At 70.3% G+C, this 17501-nt stretch carries 14 protein-coding genes and 1 pseudogene; all 15 read left to right on the top strand.

All coding sequences use genetic code 11. The annotated features are described in order from the left end of the window. Positions 1-7: 7 nt before the first annotated feature. Entirely contained in the window at positions 8-934 is a 927-nt protein-coding gene (gene rsmH, locus AVS7_RS17525; protein ID WP_020230911.1) for a 16S rRNA (cytosine(1402)-N(4))-methyltransferase RsmH, read from the top strand. Continuing rightward, positions 931-1236, top strand: a complete 306-nt coding sequence (gene ftsL, locus AVS7_RS17520; RefSeq protein WP_020230910.1) for a cell division protein FtsL — start codon at positions 931-933, stop codon at positions 1234-1236. Before rsmH ends, ftsL begins: the two co-directional genes overlap by 4 nt. Further along, a complete protein-coding gene (locus AVS7_RS17515) occupies positions 1233-2981 on the top strand; it encodes a penicillin-binding protein 2 (protein WP_020230909.1) in 1749 nt (582 codons plus the stop codon). Before ftsL ends, AVS7_RS17515 begins: the two co-directional genes overlap by 4 nt. Then, positions 2978-4492, top strand: a complete 1515-nt coding sequence (locus tag AVS7_RS17510; protein ID WP_020230908.1) for a UDP-N-acetylmuramoyl-L-alanyl-D-glutamate--2,6-diaminopimelate ligase — start codon at positions 2978-2980, stop codon at positions 4490-4492. The genes AVS7_RS17515 and AVS7_RS17510 overlap by 4 nt, the downstream gene beginning before the upstream one ends. Beyond that, a complete protein-coding gene (gene murF, locus AVS7_RS17505; protein WP_024001753.1) occupies positions 4489-5850 on the top strand; it encodes a UDP-N-acetylmuramoyl-tripeptide--D-alanyl-D-alanine ligase in 1362 nt (453 codons plus the stop codon). The genes AVS7_RS17510 and murF overlap by 4 nt, the downstream gene beginning before the upstream one ends. Continuing rightward, positions 5841-7019, top strand: a complete 1179-nt coding sequence (gene mraY / locus AVS7_RS17500) for a phospho-N-acetylmuramoyl-pentapeptide-transferase (RefSeq protein ID WP_020230906.1) — start codon at positions 5841-5843, stop codon at positions 7017-7019. Before murF ends, mraY begins: the two co-directional genes overlap by 10 nt. Beyond that, positions 7016-8818, top strand: a complete 1803-nt coding sequence (gene murD, locus AVS7_RS17495) for a UDP-N-acetylmuramoyl-L-alanine--D-glutamate ligase (protein ID WP_020230905.1) — start codon at positions 7016-7018, stop codon at positions 8816-8818. Before mraY ends, murD begins: the two co-directional genes overlap by 4 nt. After that, positions 8815-10092, top strand: a complete 1278-nt coding sequence (gene ftsW / locus AVS7_RS17490) for a putative lipid II flippase FtsW (RefSeq protein WP_020230904.1) — start codon at positions 8815-8817, stop codon at positions 10090-10092. The genes murD and ftsW overlap by 4 nt, the downstream gene beginning before the upstream one ends. A 107-nt stretch (positions 10093-10199) precedes the next feature. Then, a complete protein-coding gene (gene murG / locus AVS7_RS17485) occupies positions 10200-11240 on the top strand; it encodes an undecaprenyldiphospho-muramoylpentapeptide beta-N-acetylglucosaminyltransferase (RefSeq protein WP_034691841.1) in 1041 nt (346 codons plus the stop codon). After that, a complete protein-coding gene (gene murC, locus AVS7_RS17480; protein WP_020230902.1) occupies positions 11237-12670 on the top strand; it encodes a UDP-N-acetylmuramate--L-alanine ligase in 1434 nt (477 codons plus the stop codon). The genes murG and murC overlap by 4 nt, the downstream gene beginning before the upstream one ends. Continuing rightward, positions 12667-13638 (top strand): D-alanine--D-alanine ligase, encoded by a 972-nt coding sequence (locus AVS7_RS17475; protein ID WP_020230901.1) that lies wholly within the window; start codon positions 12667-12669, stop codon positions 13636-13638. Before murC ends, AVS7_RS17475 begins: the two co-directional genes overlap by 4 nt. Positions 13639-13647: 9 nt before the next feature. Further along, positions 13648-14490 (top strand): cell division protein FtsQ/DivIB, encoded by an 843-nt coding sequence (locus tag AVS7_RS17470; RefSeq protein WP_020230900.1) that lies wholly within the window; start codon positions 13648-13650, stop codon positions 14488-14490. 9 nt (positions 14491-14499) lie between these two features. Further along, the gene (gene ftsA, locus AVS7_RS17465; RefSeq protein ID WP_034691838.1) at positions 14500-15729 is read left to right on the top strand and encodes a cell division protein FtsA; all 1230 of its coding nucleotides are present in this window, start codon (positions 14500-14502) and stop codon (positions 15727-15729) included. A gap of 159 nt (positions 15730-15888) precedes the next feature. Next, on the top strand, positions 15889-17115 hold the full coding sequence (gene ftsZ / locus AVS7_RS17460; protein WP_020230898.1) for a cell division protein FtsZ: 1227 nt from the start codon (positions 15889-15891) through the stop codon (positions 17113-17115). Positions 17116-17241: 126 nt separating this feature from the next. Further along, positions 17242-17496 (top strand): annotated as a pseudogene (locus AVS7_RS25255) (IS110 family transposase); the annotation flags it as partial. Positions 17497-17501 lie beyond the last annotated feature (5 nt).

The following is a 17501-nucleotide window of genomic DNA, read 5'->3' as shown; positions in this document are numbered from 1 at the left end:
GGCGCATGTGAACCAGCCCCTGCAGCACACCACGGTCTTGCTCGATGAGGCGGTCGACGCCTTGCTCGGCGGCGCGGCCGCGGCCGAAGGCTGCTTCGTGGACGGCACCTTCGGCAGGGGAGGGCATTCGCGGCGCATCCTGCAGCGGCTGGGGCCGCGCGGTCGGCTGGTGGCCTTCGACAAGGACCCCCAGGCGATCGAAGAGGCGGCGCGCATCCAGGATGCGCGCTTTTCGATTCGGCACCAGGGCTTTTCGCACCTGGGCGAGCTGCCGCCCGCCAGCGCGGCGGGCGTGCTGCTGGACCTGGGCGTCAGCTCCCCGCAGATCGACGATCCGGGGCGCGGATTCAGTTTTCGTTTCGACGGCCCGCTCGACATGCGCATGGACACCACGCGCGGCCAGAGCGTGGCCGAGTGGCTGGCGGATGCCGAAGTGGCACAGATTGCGGAGGTGATACGTGACTACGGTGAAGAACGGTTTGCTGGCCCCATTGCAAAGGCGATTGTTGCTCGGCGCGAAGAACGGGGCCCTGTTGCAGGCACCGCCGAACTGGCCGGCATCGTGGCTGGCGCGGTCAAGTCCCGCGAGCCGGGCCAGAACCCTGCAACGCGCACATTTCAGGCTCTTCGGATTTTCATCAACGCCGAGCTTGAGGAGCTGCAACAAGCGCTAGAGGCCAGCCTGCACGTGCTGGCCCCCGGCGGGCGGCTGGCGGTCATCAGCTTCCATTCTCTGGAAGACCGCATCGTCAAGCAGTTCATCGCGAAGCACTCCAAGGAGGTCTACGACCGCCGCGCGCCGTTCGCGCCGCCGCAGCCCATGCGCCTCAAGGCGCTGGAGCGCATCAAGCCCGGCGCGCACGAGGTGCAGGCCAACCCGCGCGCGCGCAGCGCCGTGATGCGCGTGGCCGAGCGCACGGAGGTGCCCGCGTGACACGCATCTCCGCCATGCTGCTGGTGGCCGTGATGGCCAGCGCGCTCTATCTCGTGCATACGCAATACGAGTCGCGGCGCCTGTTCACCGAGCTGGACCGCGCGGTGGCGCAGGCGCGCCAGCTGGAGACCGAACACCAGCGCCTGCAGGTGGAAAAGCGCGCCCAGGCCACGCCGCTGCGTGTGGAGCGCCTCGCGCGCGACCGCCTGCACATGCGCTCGGCCACGCCGGCCATCACCCAGTACGTGACGGACGATGGCTCGCCCGTCGTCTCCGCCGCGGCGGCGGGAGGCAGGCCGTGAGCAGCCGCAGCGTCAACTACACCTCCAGCCCGCTGCTGGCCAGCAAGACGCCCGTGTGGCGCAGCAAGTTCATCGTCGCCGCGGTGGCGCTGGGCTTCGTGGGGCTGGCTGCGCGCGCGGCCTACGTGCAGGTGGTCGGCAACGAGTTCTTCCAGCGCCAGGGCGAGGTGCGCTTCGCACGCACGCTGGAGCTGCCCGCCAACCGCGGCCGCATCCTGGACCGCAACGGGCTCATCCTGGCCTCCAGCGTGCCCGCCGCCAGCATCTGGGCCATTCCCGAGGACGTGGAGAACGACAAGCCCGAGGTGAAGGCCAAGCTCAAGGAGCTGGCGCGGCTGCTGGAGATGCCGCTGCCCGCGCTCAACGCCAAGCTGGCCGACGAGGACAAGACCTTCGTGTGGATCAAGCGCCAGCTCGACTGGGACGTGGGCCAGAAGATCGCTGCGCTGAACATCAAGGGCATCTACCAGCGCAAGGAGTACAAGCGCCAGTACCCCGAGGGCGAGGCCGCCGCGCACGTGGTGGGCTTCACCAACGTGGAGGACCACGGCCAGGAAGGCATGGAGCTGGCCTTCGACAAGGACCTGGCCGGCAAGCCCGGCTCGCGCCGCGTCATCAAGGACCGCCTGGGCCGCGTCGTCGAGGGCGTGGGCGCGGAAGTGCCGCCGGTCGATGGCAAGGACATGCAGCTTTCGATCGACAGCAAGGTGCAGTTCTTCGCCTACCAGAAGCTGCGCGACACCGTGGCCGCGCACAAGGCCAAGGCCGGCAGCGTGGTGGTGCTCGACGCCCATACGGGCGAGGTGCTGGCCCTGGCCAACTACCCCAGCTACGACCCCGGCCACCGCCGCAACCTCACCGGCGAGCAGCTGCGCAACCGCGCGCTCACCGATGTGTTCGAGCCCGGCTCGACCATGAAGCCCATCACCATCGGCATGGCGCTGGAGCTGGGCCGGGTGCGCCACGACACGGTAATCGACACCACGCCCGGCCGGTTCGCCATCGGCGGCTTCAACATCTCGGATACGCACAACTACGGCGTGCTCACCGTCGATGGCGTGATCCAGAAATCCAGCAACGTCGGTGCGCTCAAGGTCGCGCAGCGCATGTCGCCGCAGGAGATGTGGAACGTGCACACCGCGCTGGGCTATGGGCAGAAGCCCCAGATCGCCTTCCCCGGCGCGGCCAGCGGGCGCCTGCGGCCCTGGAAGAACTGGAAGCCCGTGGAGCAGGCCACCATGTCCTATGGCTACGGTCTGTCGGCGTCGCTGTTCCAGATGGCGCGCTCCTACACCGTGTTCTCCAACGACGGCATGGTGATCCCGGCCACCATGCTCAAGGCGAGCGGCTCCCCGGTGGGCACGCCCGTCTTCTCGCCCAAGACCGCCAGCCAGGTGCGCCACATGCTGTGGCTGGCCGCCGGCCCCGGCGGCACGGGGCAGAAGGCGCAGACCGTGGGCTACTCGATCGGCGGCAAGTCCGGCACGGCGCGCAAGCAGGTCGGCAAGAGCTACGCCGCCGGCAAGTACCGCGCATGGTTCACCGGCATGGCGCCCATCGACAAGCCGCGCATCATCGTCGCGGTGATGATCGACGAGCCCTCGGCCGGCAGCTACTACGGCGGCACCGTCGCCGGCCCCGTGTTCGGCGAGGTGGTGCAGCAGACGCTTCGCATGATGGGCGTGGCGCCCGACATGGCCGTCAAGCCGCAGATCGTGGCCAACGCGGTGGAGGAGCCGCTGTGACGCCGCGCGCCTTCACCACCGTCGCCGAGGCCGTCGCCTTCCTGCGCGCGCACGTCACCGGCACGCTGCAGACCGACAGCCGGCTCATCCAGCCCGGCGACGGCTTCATCGCCTGGCCCGGCGCCGCCACCGACGGCCGCGCCCACGTGGGCGATGCCATCGCGCGCGGCGCCACGGCCTGCCTCGTGGAGCGCGAGGGCGTGGAGCCGTTCGCGTTCAGTGGCGCGCACATCGCCGCACCCATTGCCGCTTTCACCGGCCTCAAGGCCGCCACCGGCCCCATTGCCGCCGAATGGTTCGGCCAGCCGGGCGAGCGGCTCACCGTGCTCGCCGTCACCGGCACCAACGGCAAGACCAGCACCGCATGGTGGCTGGCCGATGCGCTTGGCGCGCTATCGAAAAAAGAGCTGCCTGAGCTTGCTGGATGTGCGCTGGTGGGCACTTTGGGCATTGGAATCCCACCCGCCGTGGAATCCACCGGCCTGACCACGCCCGACCCCGTGCGCCTGCAGCGCGCGTTCCGCGCATTCGTGGACGGCGGCATCGCGCACGCGGCCATCGAGGCCTCGTCCATCGGCCTGGCCGAGCACCGCCTCGCGGGCACGCCCATCCACACCGCCCTGTTCACCAACTTCACGCAGGACCACCTGGACTACCACGCGGACATGGACGCCTACTGGCAGGCCAAGCGCGCGCTGTTCGACTGGCCGGGGCTGCGGGCCGCCGTCATCAACGTCGACGACGAGCGCGGAGCGGCATTGCACGCCGAACTGCAGGGCAAGGGCCTCGCACTCTGGGGCGTCTCGATGAATGGCCCCGCGCGGCTCATTGCGCGGAACGTGTCGCACACCGGCGAAGGGCTGGCCTTCACCGTCGCCGAAGGCGATGATGCGCATGCGCTGCAGACGCGCCTCGTCGGCCTCTACAACGTCGCCAACCTGCTCGGCGTGATCGCCGCGCTGCGCACGCTCGGCGTGCCATTGGCCGCCGCCGTGCGCGCCTGTGCGCGGCTTGCACCCGTGCCGGGCCGCATGGAGCAGATCGCGCTGCCCGGCCAGCCGCTCGTGGCCGTCGACTATGCCCACACGCCCGACGCCCTGCGCCAGGCGCTGGCCGCGCTGCAGCCCGTGGCGCAAGAGCGCGGCGGGCGGCTGTGGTGCGTGTTCGGCTGCGGCGGCAACCGCGACGCGGGCAAGCGGCCGCTGATGGGCGCGGCCGCGCAGCATGGCGCTGACCAGGTGATCGTGACCAGCGACAACCCGCGCGGCGAAGACCCGCAGGCCATCATCCACCAGATCCTGCTGGGCACCATCGCCGCCACGCACGTGCGCGCCGAGCCCGACCGCGCCGCCGCCATCCGGCTGGCGCTGGCCGAGGCCGATGCGCTGGATGTGGTGCTGATCGCCGGCAAGGGGCATGAGGATTACCAGGAGACGGCGGGCCGGCGCCAGCCGTTCTCCGACATGGCGCAGGCGCGCGACGCGCTCTCGCTGCGCAAGGAGGCGGCATGAACGGCCGGCCGATGATGACCCTGGCGCAGGTGCATGCCTTCGTGCCCGGCTCGCGCCTCGTGGGCGACGGTGCCACGCCCATCGTGCGCGTGCACAGCGACACGCGTACGCTGGCGGCGGGCGACCTGTTCGTGGCGCTCAAGGGCGAGCGCTTTGACGCTCATCAATTCCTGGCCCAGGCGCGCGAGGCGGGCGCCGTGGCCGCCGTGGCGCATGCGGGGCTGCAGGCCGCGGGCCTGCCCGGCATCGAGGTACCCGACACGCTGCGCGCGCTCGGTGCGCTGGCCGCGGGCTGGCGCGCGCAGTGGCGCCTGCCGCTCATCGGCGTGACGGGCAGCAACGGCAAGACCACCGTCACGCAGATGGTCGCAGCCGTGCTGCGCGCCTGGAAGGGTGCGGCCGCCTTTGCCACGCAAGGCAACCTCAACAACGACATCGGCGTGCCGCTCACGCTGCTGCCCCTGGGGGCCGCGCACCAGGCGGCCGTGGTGGAGATGGGCATGAACCATCCCGGCGAGATCGCCTACCTCGCGGACATCGCCCGGCCGACGGTGGCGCTGGTCAACAACGCGCAGCGCGAGCATCTCGAATTCATGCACACCGTGGAAGCCGTGGCGCGCGAGAACGGCAGCGTGCTCGCCGCGCTGCCCGCCGACGGCGTGGCCGTGTTCCCCGCCGCCGATGCGTTCACGCCGCTCTGGCGCGAACTGGCGGGCGCGCGCCGCTGCGTCACGTTCGGCGATGCGGGCGAGGTGCGCTGCGCATCCGCGCAGTGGCGGGGCGGCGGCTGGGCCGTGCGCATCGCCACGCCGCAGGGCGTCTTCGATACGCACCTGTCTATCGCGGGCCGCCACAACGTGACGAACGCGCTGGCTGCCACTGCCTGCGCCGTCGCGGCGGGGGTGCCGCTCGATGCGATCGCGCAGGGCCTTGCGGCCTTCGTGCCGGTCAAGGGCCGCTCGCGCGCCTTCAGCGTGCGTGGCATCACCGTGGTGGACGACAGCTACAACGCCAACCCCGACTCCGTGCGTGCGGCCATCGACGTGCTGGCCGGCCTGCCCGGCCCGCGCCTGCTGGTGCTGGGCGACATGGGCGAGGTGGGCGAGCAGGGCCCGCAGTTCCACGCCGAGGCCGGCGCGCATGCGCGCGCGAGCGGCATCGAGCAGGTGTTCGCGCTGGGCGCCTTGAGCGCCCACGTGGCGGGCGCGCGGCATTTCGACGACATGGCATCGCTCATCGCGGCGGTGCGTGCATGCCTGCCCGAGGTGGGCAGCGTGCTGGTGAAGGGATCACGATTCATGAAGATGGAACAGGTGGTGCAGGCCATCGAAACCCAGGGGGAGGCCGCATGCTCCTGATGCTGTCGCAGTGGCTGCAAGGCCTGTCGCCGGAATTCAGCTTCCTGCGCGTGTTCCAGTACCTCACCTTCCGCGCGGTAATGGCGGCCCTGACAGCGCTGCTCATCGGCCTGTTCGTGGGGCCGAAGGTGATCCGCATGCTCACCGCGCTCAAGATCGGCCAGCCGATCCGCGGCTATGCGATGCAGTCGCACTTGTCCAAGAGCGGCACGCCCACGATGGGCGGCGTGCTGATCCTGGGTGCCATCACCCTCTCGACGCTACTGTGGTTCGATCTTTCAAACCGCTTCGTGTGGATCGTGCTGGCCGTCACGCTGGGCTTCGGCGCCATCGGCTGGGCGGACGACTGGCGCAAGGTGGTCAACAAGGACCCCGAGGGCATGCGCTCGCGCGAGAAGTATTTCTGGCAGTCGCTGATCGGCCTGGCGGCGGCGCTCTACCTCGTGTTCTGCATCTCCGAGAACTCCAATGCGCGCGTGTTCGAGCTGTTCATCACCTGGGTGCAGTCGGGCTTCTCGCTGGACCTGCCGCCGCAGGCCGGGCTGCTCGTGCCCTTCTTCAAGGAGGTGAGCTACCCGCTGGGCGTGCTGGGCTTCGTGATCCTGACCTACCTCGTCATCGTGGGGTCGAGCAACGCGGTCAACCTGACCGACGGGCTGGACGGCCTGGCGATCATGCCCGTCATCATGGTCGGCTCGGCGCTGGGCATATTCGCCTACGTGACGGGCAACGCGGGCCATGCCAAGTACCTGCTGTTCCCCTACATCGCGGGCTCGGGCGAGCTGCTGATCTTCTGCGCCGCCATGGCCGGCGCGGGCCTGGCCTTCCTGTGGTTCAACACCCATCCCGCGCAGGTCTTCATGGGCGACGTGGGTGCGCTGGCGCTGGGCGCGGCGCTGGGCACCATCGCCGTCATCGTGCGCCAGGAGATCGTGCTGGCCATCATGGGCGGCATCTTCGTGGTCGAGGCGCTGTCGGTGATGCTGCAGGTCACCTGGTTCAAGTACACCAAGCGCCGCTACGGCGAGGGCCGGCGCCTGCTGAAGATGGCGCCGCTGCACCACCATTTCGAAAAGAGCGGCTGGAAGGAGACGCAGGTCGTCGTGCGCTTCTGGATCGTCACCATGCTGCTGTGCCTCGTGGGCCTCACGACACTGAAACTGCGATGAACGACGAGCGCCACGACCTCCCGAACCCCGAGGTGCCCGCTGCCGAAGCGGCGGCCCCGGCGCCTGCGCCCGTGCCGGCGCCCCTGCCGGCGCCCGCGTTCGACTACACGGCCCCCGCGGTTTCCGCCGCGGCGCAGGCCAAGGAGTTCGTCGCGCGCATCTTCGCGGACGTGGGCGCCGCCGACGAGCCCGCCGAGGCGCACCAGGAAGCCACGGAAGGCGCGGCGGCCGAGGCGCCTCCGGAAAGCCCGCTTCCTGCCATCCGCCCCGGCGAAGCGCTGGACTACATGGCGGGCCGCAGCGTGCTCATCCTGGGCCTGGGCGCCTCGGGCCTGGCGATGGCGCGCTGGTGCGCGCGCTCCGGCGCGCAGGTGACGGTGGCCGACACGCGCGAGAACCCGCCGCAGCTCGCCCAGCTCCGCGCCGAGCTGCCGCAGGCGCAGTTCATCGCCGGGCCGCTCGACGCAGACCTGGTCGAAGGCCGCGCGCTGCATGCGGTGTACCGCTCGCCGGGCCTGGCGCCAGCGGAGATTGCTCCTGTAATGATAGCTGTCAGCGCTTGCCAGATAAGCGCTGATGGCGAATTGGGCTTGTATTCCGAGGCGCTGCGCGAACTGCGCGCGCGCCACGGCTACGCGCCCGCCGTGCTGGCCATCACGGGCACCAACGGCAAGACCACGGTCACCTCGCTCACCGGCCTGCTCGTCGAATGCGCGGGCAGGAGCGTGGCCGTGGCGGGCAACATCGGCCCCACGCTGCTCGATACGCTGGGCCAGCGCATCGACGCGGGCACGTTGCCCGAGGTCTGGGTGCTGGAGTTGTCCAGCTTCCAGCTCGACGGTGCGCGCGGCTTCGCGCCTGCGGCAGCCGCCGTGCTCAACGTCACGCAGGACCACCTGGACTGGCACGGCAGCCTGCAGGCCTACGCGCAGGCCAAGGCGCGCATCTTCGGCGAGGCCGGCCTGATGGTCCTGAACCGCGAGGACGCGCTGGTCATGGACATGCTGCCCCCGCCCGTGCGCGTGAAGCTGCAAAAGCCCCAGCTGCGCGCCCACGTCACCTTCGGCGCCGACATGCCGCAGCGCCCGGGCGACTTCGGCATCGAGGTGCTCAAAGGCATGGCCTGGCTGGTACGCGCGCAGGACGCGGACGAAACCGCCAAGCGTTCCAAGGCGCACGAGGAAGAACTGCACGTGCAGCGCCTCATGCCCGCCGACGCGCTGCGCATCCGCGGCCGGCACAACGCCACCAACGCCCTGGCCGCGCTGGCCCTGGCGCAGGCCGCGGGCTGCGCGCTCGCGCCCATGCTGTACGGCCTGAGCGAATACCGCGGCGAGCCGCACCGCGTGGAGCCCATCGGCACCGTGCGAGAGGTGGAGTATTTCGACGACAGCAAGGGCACCAACGTGGGCGCCACGGTGGCTGCCCTCGCGGGCCTGGGCGCGGACCGGCGCCTGGTGGTCATCCTGGGCGGCGACGGCAAGGGGCAGGACTTCTCGCCGCTGGCCGCGCCCGTGGCGCGCCATGCGCGCGCCGTGGTGCTGATCGGGCGCGACGCGCCGCAGATCCGCGCCGCGCTGCAGGGCGTGGGCGTGCCGCTGGCCGACTGCGCCACACTGCCCGAGGCCGTGCAGGCCGCCGCGCAGCGCGCGCACGCGGGCGACGCGGTGCTGCTCTCGCCCGCCTGCGCCAGCCTGGACATGTTCGACAACTACGGCCATCGCGCCCGCGTCTTCCGCGAGGCCGTGGAGGCCCTGGCGGATGCTGCCGGGCAGCCGCTGGAAGGGGGGCTGGCATGACCGCCGCAGCAGCGCCGCGCACCAATGCCTGGCAGCGCCTGCTCGGCTGGCTGGGCGCGCTGCCCGCCAAGACCGCCGACGTGCTGCCCGTGCGCGTGGGTGGCACCGAATACCGCCGCACCACCGCCACGCCCGCGCGCGTGCTGGGCTTCGACCAGGCGCTGTGCTGGGTGGTGGTGCTGCTGCTCGCGTTCAGCGTGGTCATGGTGTATTCGGCCTCGATCGCCATGCCGGACAACCCGCGCTTCGGCAAGATCGCGCCCACGCACTTCCTCGTGCGCCACGTGCTGGCGATCGGCGTGGGCTTCGTGGGCGCGCTCATCGCGTTCCAGATCTCCATGAACACCTGGGAGCGCATGGCGCCGTGGCTGTTCGTGGCCTCGATCGTGCTGCTCATCGCGGTGCTGATCCCGCACGTGGGCACGGTGGTCAACGGCGCGCGGCGCTGGCTGTCGCTGGGCATCATGAACTTCCAGCCGTCCGAGCTGGCCAAGTTCGCCGTGCTGGTCTACGCCTCGGACTACATGGTGCGCAAGATGGAGGTCAAGGAGCGGTTCTTCCGCGCCGTGCTGCCCATGGCCGCCGCCGTGGCCGTGGTGGGCGCGCTGCTGCTGGCCGAGCCCGACATGGGGGCGTTCATGGTGATCGCCGTGATCGCCATGGGCATCCTGTTCCTGGGCGGCGTGAACGCGCGCATGTTCTTCCTGATCGCGTTCATCCTGGTGATGGCGTTCGCGGCCATGGTCTGGTTCTCGGACTGGCGGCGCGAGCGCATCTTCGCCTACCTCGACCCGTGGAGCGAGAAGCACGCGCTGGGCAAGGGCTACCAGCTCTCGCACGCACTGATCGCCATTGGCCGCGGCGAGATCTTCGGCGTGGGGCTGGGCGGCAGCGTGGAGAAGCTCCACTGGCTGCCCGAGGCGCACACCGACTTCCTGCTGGCCGTGATCGGCGAGGAGTTCGGCCTGGTGGGCGTGCTCACGCTCATCGTGGCCTTCCTCTGGATGACGCGGCGCATCATGCACATCGGCCGCCAGGCCATCGCGCTCGACCGCGTGTTCTCGGGGCTCGTGGCGCAAGGCGTGGCGATCTGGATCGGCTTCCAGGCGTTCATCAACATGGGCGTGAACCTGGGCGCGCTGCCCACCAAGGGGCTGACCCTGCCGCTCATGAGCTTCGGCGGCTCGGCCATCCTCATGAATCTTGTCGCCATCGCGGTCGTTCTGCGCGTGGACTATGAGAACAAGCTGCTGATGCGGGGAGGCCGCGCATGACGCACATGAGCGCCGCACGGCCGCCCGAAGGTGCGAAGGCCCCCTTGGGGGGCAGCGAGGACACGCCAGTGCCGAGCGTGGGGGCTCCAGTTCTGACCGCCCTCATCATGGCCGGCGGCACCGGCGGCCACATTTTCCCTGGCCTGGCCGTGGCCGAGGAGCTGCGCGCGCGCGGCTGGCGCGTGCACTGGCTGGGCACGCCGGGCAGCATGGAGTCGCGCATCGTGCCCCCGCATGGCTTCGCCCTGGAGACCATCGACTTCTCCGGCGTGCGCGGCAAGGGCCTCGTCACGCTGGCGCTGCTGCCGCTCAAGCTGCTGCGCGCGTTCTGGCAGGCCCTGGCCGTGGTGCGGCGCGTGCGGCCCGACGTGGTCGTGGGCCTGGGTGGCTACGTCACCTTCCCCGGCGGCATGATGGCCGTGCTGGCCGGCAAGCCGCTGGTGCTGCACGAGCAGAACTCCGTGGCCGGCATGGCCAACAAGGTGCTCGCGGGCGTGGCCGACCGCATCTTCACGGCCTTCCCCGGCGTGTTCAAGAAGGGCCAATGGGTGGGCAACCCGCTACGCGCGGCGTTCACGCAGAAGGCCGGCCCCGCCGAGCGCTTCGCGGGCCGCACGGGGCCGCTCAGGCTGCTCGTCGTGGGCGGGAGCCTGGGCGCGCGCGCGCTCAACGAGATCGTGCCGCAGGCGCTCGCGCTGATCCCCGAGGGGCAGCGGCCCACCGTCACGCACCAGAGCGGCGCCACGCAGATCGACGCATTGCGCGCGAACTATGAAGCCGCGGGCGTGCAGGCCGAGTGCACGCCGTTCATCGACGACACGGCCACGGCCTATGCCGACGCCGACCTGATCGTCTGCCGCGCGGGCGCCAGCACCGTCACCGAGATTGCCGCCGTGGGCGCGGCGGCCGTGTTCGTGCCCTTCCCGCATGCGGTGGACGACCACCAGACCGCCAACGCGCGCTTCCTCGTCGACGCAGGCGCGGGCTGGCTCGTGCAGCAGTCCGACCTCACGCCGCGCTGGCTCGCCGATTTGCTATCGACTACGGAGCGCCCTGCGCTTGTCCACAAAGCGCTGGAGGCCAAAAAGATGCAAAAGACCAACGCCACCCGCGAGGTGGCGACCGCCTGCGAGGAGCTGGCCGCATGAAGCACGCGATTCGCCACATCCATTTCGTCGGCCTGGGCGGCGCGGGCATGTGCGGCATCGCCGAGGTGCTGCACAACCTGGGCTACCAGATTTCGGGCTCGGATCTTTCCGACAGTGCCACGCTGCGCCGCCTGCAGTCGCTGGGCGTGGCCACGCACGTGGGCCACGCGGCGGCGAACATCGAGGGCGCCGATGCGGTGGTCACCTCCACGGCGGTGCAGGCGGACAACCCCGAGGTGCTGGCCGCACGCGAGAAGAAGATCCCCGTGGTGCCGCGCGCCATCATGCTCGCCGAGCTGATGCGCCTGCGCCGCGGCATCGCCATCGCGGGCGCGCACGGCAAGACGACTACGACCAGCCTCGTCGCCTGCGTGCTGGCCGAGGCGGGGCTGGACCCGACCTTCGTGATCGGCGGGCGCCTCAACAGCGCGGGTACCAACGCCAAGCTGGGCCAGGGCGAGTACATCGTGGTGGAGGCCGACGAGTCCGACGCCTCCTTCCTCAACCTGCTGCCCGTGATGGCCGTCGTGACCAACATCGACGCCGACCACATGGAGACCTACGGCCACGACTTCGGCCGGCTCAAGCAGGCGTTCGTCGACTTCCTGCACCGCATGCCGTTCTACGGCACGGCCATCCTGTGCGTGGACAGTCCGGCGATCCGCGACATCCTGCCGAGCGTGACCTGCCCGGTCACGCGCTACGGCCTCACGGACGACGCCGAGGTGCGCGCCATCGACGTGCGCGCCGTGGGCACGCAGATGCACTTCACCGTGCAGCGGCGCAACGGCGTCACGCTGCCCGACCTGCAGGTGAAGCTCAACCTCGCGGGCGAACACAACGTGCTCAACGCGCTGGCTGCCATTGCGGTGGCGGTGGAGCTCAACGTGCCCGACGACGCGCTGCTGCGGGCGCTGGCCACCTTCACCGGCGTGGGCCGGCGTTTCCAGGGCCATGGCGACCTGCCCGCTCAGGGCGGAGGGCGCTTCACGCTGATCGAGGACTACGGCCACCACCCGGTCGAGATGGCCGCCACGCTGGCCGCCGCGCGCGGCGCATTCCCCGGCCGCAGGCTGGTGCTGGCCTTCCAGCCGCACCGCTACAGCCGCACGCGCGACTGCTTCGAGGACTTCGTGAAGGTGCTGGGCAACGCCGACGCCGTGCTGCTCACCGAGGTCTATGCGGCGGGCGAGGCGCCCATCGTCGCGGCCGACGGCCGTTCGCTGGCGCGCGCGTTGCGCGTGGCGGGCGCGGTGGAGCCGGTGTTCATCGACAAGGTGGCCGACCTGCCCCAGCGCATTGCCGCGCTCGCGCAGGGCGGCGACGTGGTGCTCTGCATGGGCGCGGGCTCCATCGGCGCGGTGCCCGCCAAGGTGGTGGAGTTGCTTCGAAAAAATGAGCTTCCTGCGCTTGAAGGACGGGCGTTATGAGCCAATTTGATTCAAAGATCGACGTGCGTGCACTGGGCAAGGTGGCCGTGCTCATGGGCGGCTCGTCCGCCGAGCGCGAGGTGTCCCTGATGTCCGGCGGCGGCGTGCTCCAGGCGCTGCGCGCGCGCGGCGTGGATGCGCATGCGTTCGACCCCGCGCACGCCGACCTGTCCGAACTCAAGACCCACGGCTACGCGCGTTGCTTCATCGCGTTGCACGGCCGCCATGGCGAGGACGGCACGGTGCAGGGCGCGCTGGAGCTGCTGGGCATTCCCTACACGGGCCCGGGCGTCATGGCCTCAAGCATCGCCATGGACAAGATCATGACCAAGCGCATCTGGCGCTTCGAGGGCCTGTCCACGCCGGACTGGCGCCTGGTCGCCGGCAGCGCCGAGACGGCGCAGGCGTTCCGGGAGCTGGGCTCGCCGATGATCGTCAAGCCCTCGCGCGAGGGCTCCACCATCGGCCTGACCAAGGTGACCTCGCTCGGCCAGTGCGAGCAGGCCTACCGCCTCGCCGCGCAGCACGACCCCGAGGTGCTGTGCGAGCAGTTCATCGAAGGCGACGAAACCACCTGCCCCGTGCTGGGGCAGGGCGCCGGCGCCACGGCGCTGCCCGTGATCCGCATCGTCGCGCCCGAGGGCAACTACGACTACCAGAACAAGTACTTCACCGACGTCACGCAGTACCACTGCCCGAGCGGCCTGCCCGAGGACGAGGAGCGCGAGATCCAGCGCATCGTCGTCGCGGCCTTCCGCACGCTGGGCTGCCGCGGCTGGGCGCGCGCGGACATCATGATCCGCGCCGGCGACCGCAAGCCCTTCCTGCTGGAGATCAACACCTCGCCGGGCATGACCGGCCACTCGCTCGTGCCCATGTCGGCGCGCGCGGCCGGCATCAGCTACGAGGACCTGTGCCTGCGCATCCTCGCGGGCGCGTCGCTGGACGCGCTGCAGGGACGGAGCTAGGAGCCCAGCATGGCCACCGCGCTGCCCGCACCGCTCGACGTCAAGCTCATGAACCTGACCGCCACGGTCCTGTTCATGGGCGCGGTCGTGGGTGTGCTGGCGGCGGGCGGCGGCTGGCTGTTGCGGCATCCGGCCTTCGCGATCGGCCGCATCGCCGTGGAGGGCGAGCTGGTGCACACCAGCGCCGTGGCCCTGCGCGCCAACGTGGCGCCGCAGCTCGTGGGCAACTTCTTCACGCTGGACCTGGAGGCTGCGCGCCGCGCGTTCGAGCAGGTGCCCTGGGTGCGGCGCGCCTACGTGCACCGCGAGTTCCCGAGCGGTTTGCGCGTGCAGCTGCAGGAGCACGACGCGGTCGCCTACTGGGGCGCGGAGGGCAGCGCCACGCTGGTCAACAGCCATGGCGAGGTGTTCGAGGCCGGCAGCGACGACCTGGAGCAGGACAACCTGCCGCGCCTGGTGGGCGTGCCCGAGCGCTCGGCCGAGATGCTGCGCGTGTACCAGCGCCTGGCGCCTGTGCTTGCGCCCCTGCAATCGGACATCGACACGCTGGAGCGCACCGGCCAGGGCGGCTGGCGCGCCACGCTGGACAGCGGCGCGGTGCTGGAGCTGGGCGGCGGCGACGAGGCCGCGCTGATGGAGCGCGTGCGCCGGCTCGTGAACACCCTGCCGCGCGTGGCGCAGCAGCAGGGGCGGCGCGTGGACGCCCTGGAATATGCGGACCTGCGGCACGCCAGCGGCTACGCGCTGCGGCTGCGCGGCGTGACCACCGTGAGCGGCGATGCGCCCGCGCCCAAGCCGGCGGCCAAGCCCAAGGCACCCGCCAGGCCCGCACAGAACAACCACCGGGGGTAGGACTCAAAGATGGCAAGAGAATACAAAGACGTAGTCGTGGGGTTGGACATCGGCACCGCCAAGGTCATGGCCGTGGTGGCTGAGGTGATGCCGGGCGGCGAGCTCAAGCTCGCCGGCCTGGGCGTGGCCCCGAGCAACGGCCTCAAGCGCGGCGTGGTCGTGAACATCGACGCCACGGTGCAGAGCATCCAGCAGGCGCTGAAGGAGGCCGAACTGATGGCCGACTGCAAGATCCAGCGCGTCTACACCGGCATCACCGGCAGCCACATCCGCGGCCTCAATTCGAGCGGCATGGTGGCCGTGAAGGACAAGGAAGTCACCCAGGCCGACGTGGCGCGCGTGGTGGAGACGGCCAAGGCCATCAACATCTCCAGCGACCAGCGCCTGCTGCTCGTGGAGCCGCAGGAGTTCGTGATCGACGGGCAGGACGTGAAGGAGCCCATCGGCATGAGCGGCATCCGCCTGGAGGCCAAGATCCACATCGTCACCGGCGCGCAGAGCGCGGCCGAGAACATCATCAAGTGCGTGCGCCGCTGCGGGCTGGAGGTCGAGCAGCTCATGCTCAACCCCCTGGCCAGCAGCCAGGCCGTGCTGACCGACGACGAGCGCGAGCTGGGCGTGGCCGTGGTGGACATCGGCGCGGGCACGACCGACGTGGCCATCTTCACCGGCGGCGCGATCCGCCACACGGCCGTGATCCCGATCGCGGGCGACCTCATCACCAGCGACATCGCCATGGCGCTGCGCACGCCCACCAAGGACGCCGAGGACATCAAGGTCGAGAGCGGCTATGCCAAGCAGCTCCTGGCCGACCCCGAGGCGCAGGTGGAGGTGCCGGGCCTGGGCGACCGCAGCCCGCGCATGCTGAGCAAGCAGGCGCTGGCCGGCGTGATCGAGCCGCGCGTGGAAGAGATCTTCTCGCTCGTGCAGCAGGTCGTGCGCGAGTCGGGCTACGAGGAAGTGCTGTCGTCAGGCATCGTGCTCACGGGCGGCAGCGCTGTCATGCCGGGCATGGTGGAGCTGGGCGAGGACATCTTCCTCAAGCCCGTGCGCCGCGGCATTCCCAAGTATTCGAGCGCGCTGGCCGACATGATCGCCCAGCCGCGCGCGGCCACCGTCATGGGCCTGCTCGAAGAGGCGCGCCTGGCGCGGCTGCGCGGCTTCAAGGTGGCGGCCAAGAGCGGCTCGGTGAAGACCGCGTTCGGCCGCATCAAGGACTTCATCGTGGGGAACTTCTGACATGGCCGCCACACAGCTCTGGCTGGCCCGTGCGGGCCCGCCCCGCCGCAAGAGAGGGCGATGGCGAAGTACCGCGCCGCCGCCCGACGGGACCACCCGCCACAAGCAAGCACACAACCCCTATTCGCACATCACAACGCAAGTTTCAGGAGCACCAACATGACCATCGAAATGATCGAGTCCGAAGAGTTCAACCAGGGCACGCAGATCAAGGTGATCGGTGTCGGCGGCGGCGGCGGCAATGCGGTCGCGCACATGATCGCGCGCAGCGTGCAGGGCGTGGAATTCGTCTGCGCCAACACCGACTCCCAGGCACTCGCACGCAGCCCAGCGCACCGCACCATCCAGCTGGGCAGCAACGGCCTGGGCGCCGGCAGCAAGCCCGACAAGGGCCGCGAAGCCGCAGAGGCCGCGCAGGAAGACATCCGCCAGGCCATCGCCGGCGCGCACATGCTGTTCATCACGGCCGGCATGGGCGGCGGCACGGGCACCGGCGCCGCGCCCGTGATCGCGCGCGTGGCCAAGGAGATGGGCATCCTCACCGTGGGCGTGGTCACCAAGCCGTTCGACTGGGAAGGCGGCCGCCGCATGAAGAACGCCGACGAGGGCCTGACCGAGCTGGAGGCCAACGTCGACTCGCTGATCGTCGTGCTCAACGAGAAGCTGCTCGAGGTGCTGGGCGACGACATCACCCAGGAAGAAGCCTTCGCGCACGCCAACGACGTGCTCAAGAACGCCGTGGGCGGCATCGCCGAGATCATCAACGAATACGGCCAGGTGAACGTCGACTTCGAGGACGTGCGCACCGTCATGGGCGAGCCCGGCAAGGCCATGATGGGCACGGCCACGGCCAGCGGCCCTGACCGTGCGCGCATCGCCGCCGAGCAGGCCATCGCCTGCCCGCTGCTGGAGGGCATCGATCTGTCGGGCGCCAAGGGCGTGCTGGTGCTGGTCACGGCCAGCAAGGGCAGCTTGAAGCTGGCCGAATCGCGCCTGGCGATGAACACCATCAACGCCTATGCCTCGCCCGATGCGCACGTCATCTTCGGCGCCGCCTACGACGACACGCTGGGCGACGAGATCCGCGTGACCGTCGTGGCCACCGGCCTGTCGCGCGCCAACGCCCGCCGCCAGCCCATGCAGGTGGTGCAGGGCAGCCTGCGCACCGGCACGGACAACGTGGCCTACCAGATGCCCATGGCCGGCGCCGCCGTGGCCGGCGGCGTGCTGGGCGGCACGGCGGCCCAGGCCGACTACGGCAACATGGCCGTGCCCAGCGTGTGGCGCACCAACCGTACCCAGGCCGCGGCGCGCGTGGACGCGCTGTCCTCGGGCGGCATGGACGACCTGGAGATCCCGGCCTTCCTGCGCAAGCAGGCCGACTGAGCCTCTTCTGTCGTGCACCTGCCGGCCGCGCCTTCCTGGGCGCGGCCGGCTTTAGTGAGATGGTCACCCCTTTCAGAGGGGGGCGAAGCACACCATCTTTGTCTCCGCTCACCCTGGTAGCGCAAGCTGCCAGGGTGTTGTTCCTGCAGTGGAGGCCATCATGGACACAGTGACGTTGGTCTCGACCTGGGCAAACATACCTTCCACCTACACGGCCAGGATCGTAAGGGCCTGCCAGTGTTCCGCAGGAAGCTCAACTGCAAGCAGCTCTTCGAGTTCTTTGCCACGCTCCTCCGTTGCACGGCCGCCATGGAAGCCTGCGCCGGAAGCCCACTACTTGGCGCGCAAACTCATCGTCATGGGCCAGAGGTCAAGCTGATCTAGCC

Origin of the sequence: Acidovorax sp. MR-S7, from assembly GCF_000400995.2 — a bacterium.
GTDB lineage: Bacteria > Pseudomonadota > Gammaproteobacteria > Burkholderiales > Burkholderiaceae_C > MR-S7.
The sequence above is the reverse complement of the archived record's forward strand: the minus strand, read 5'-3'. Positions and strand labels throughout refer to the sequence as shown.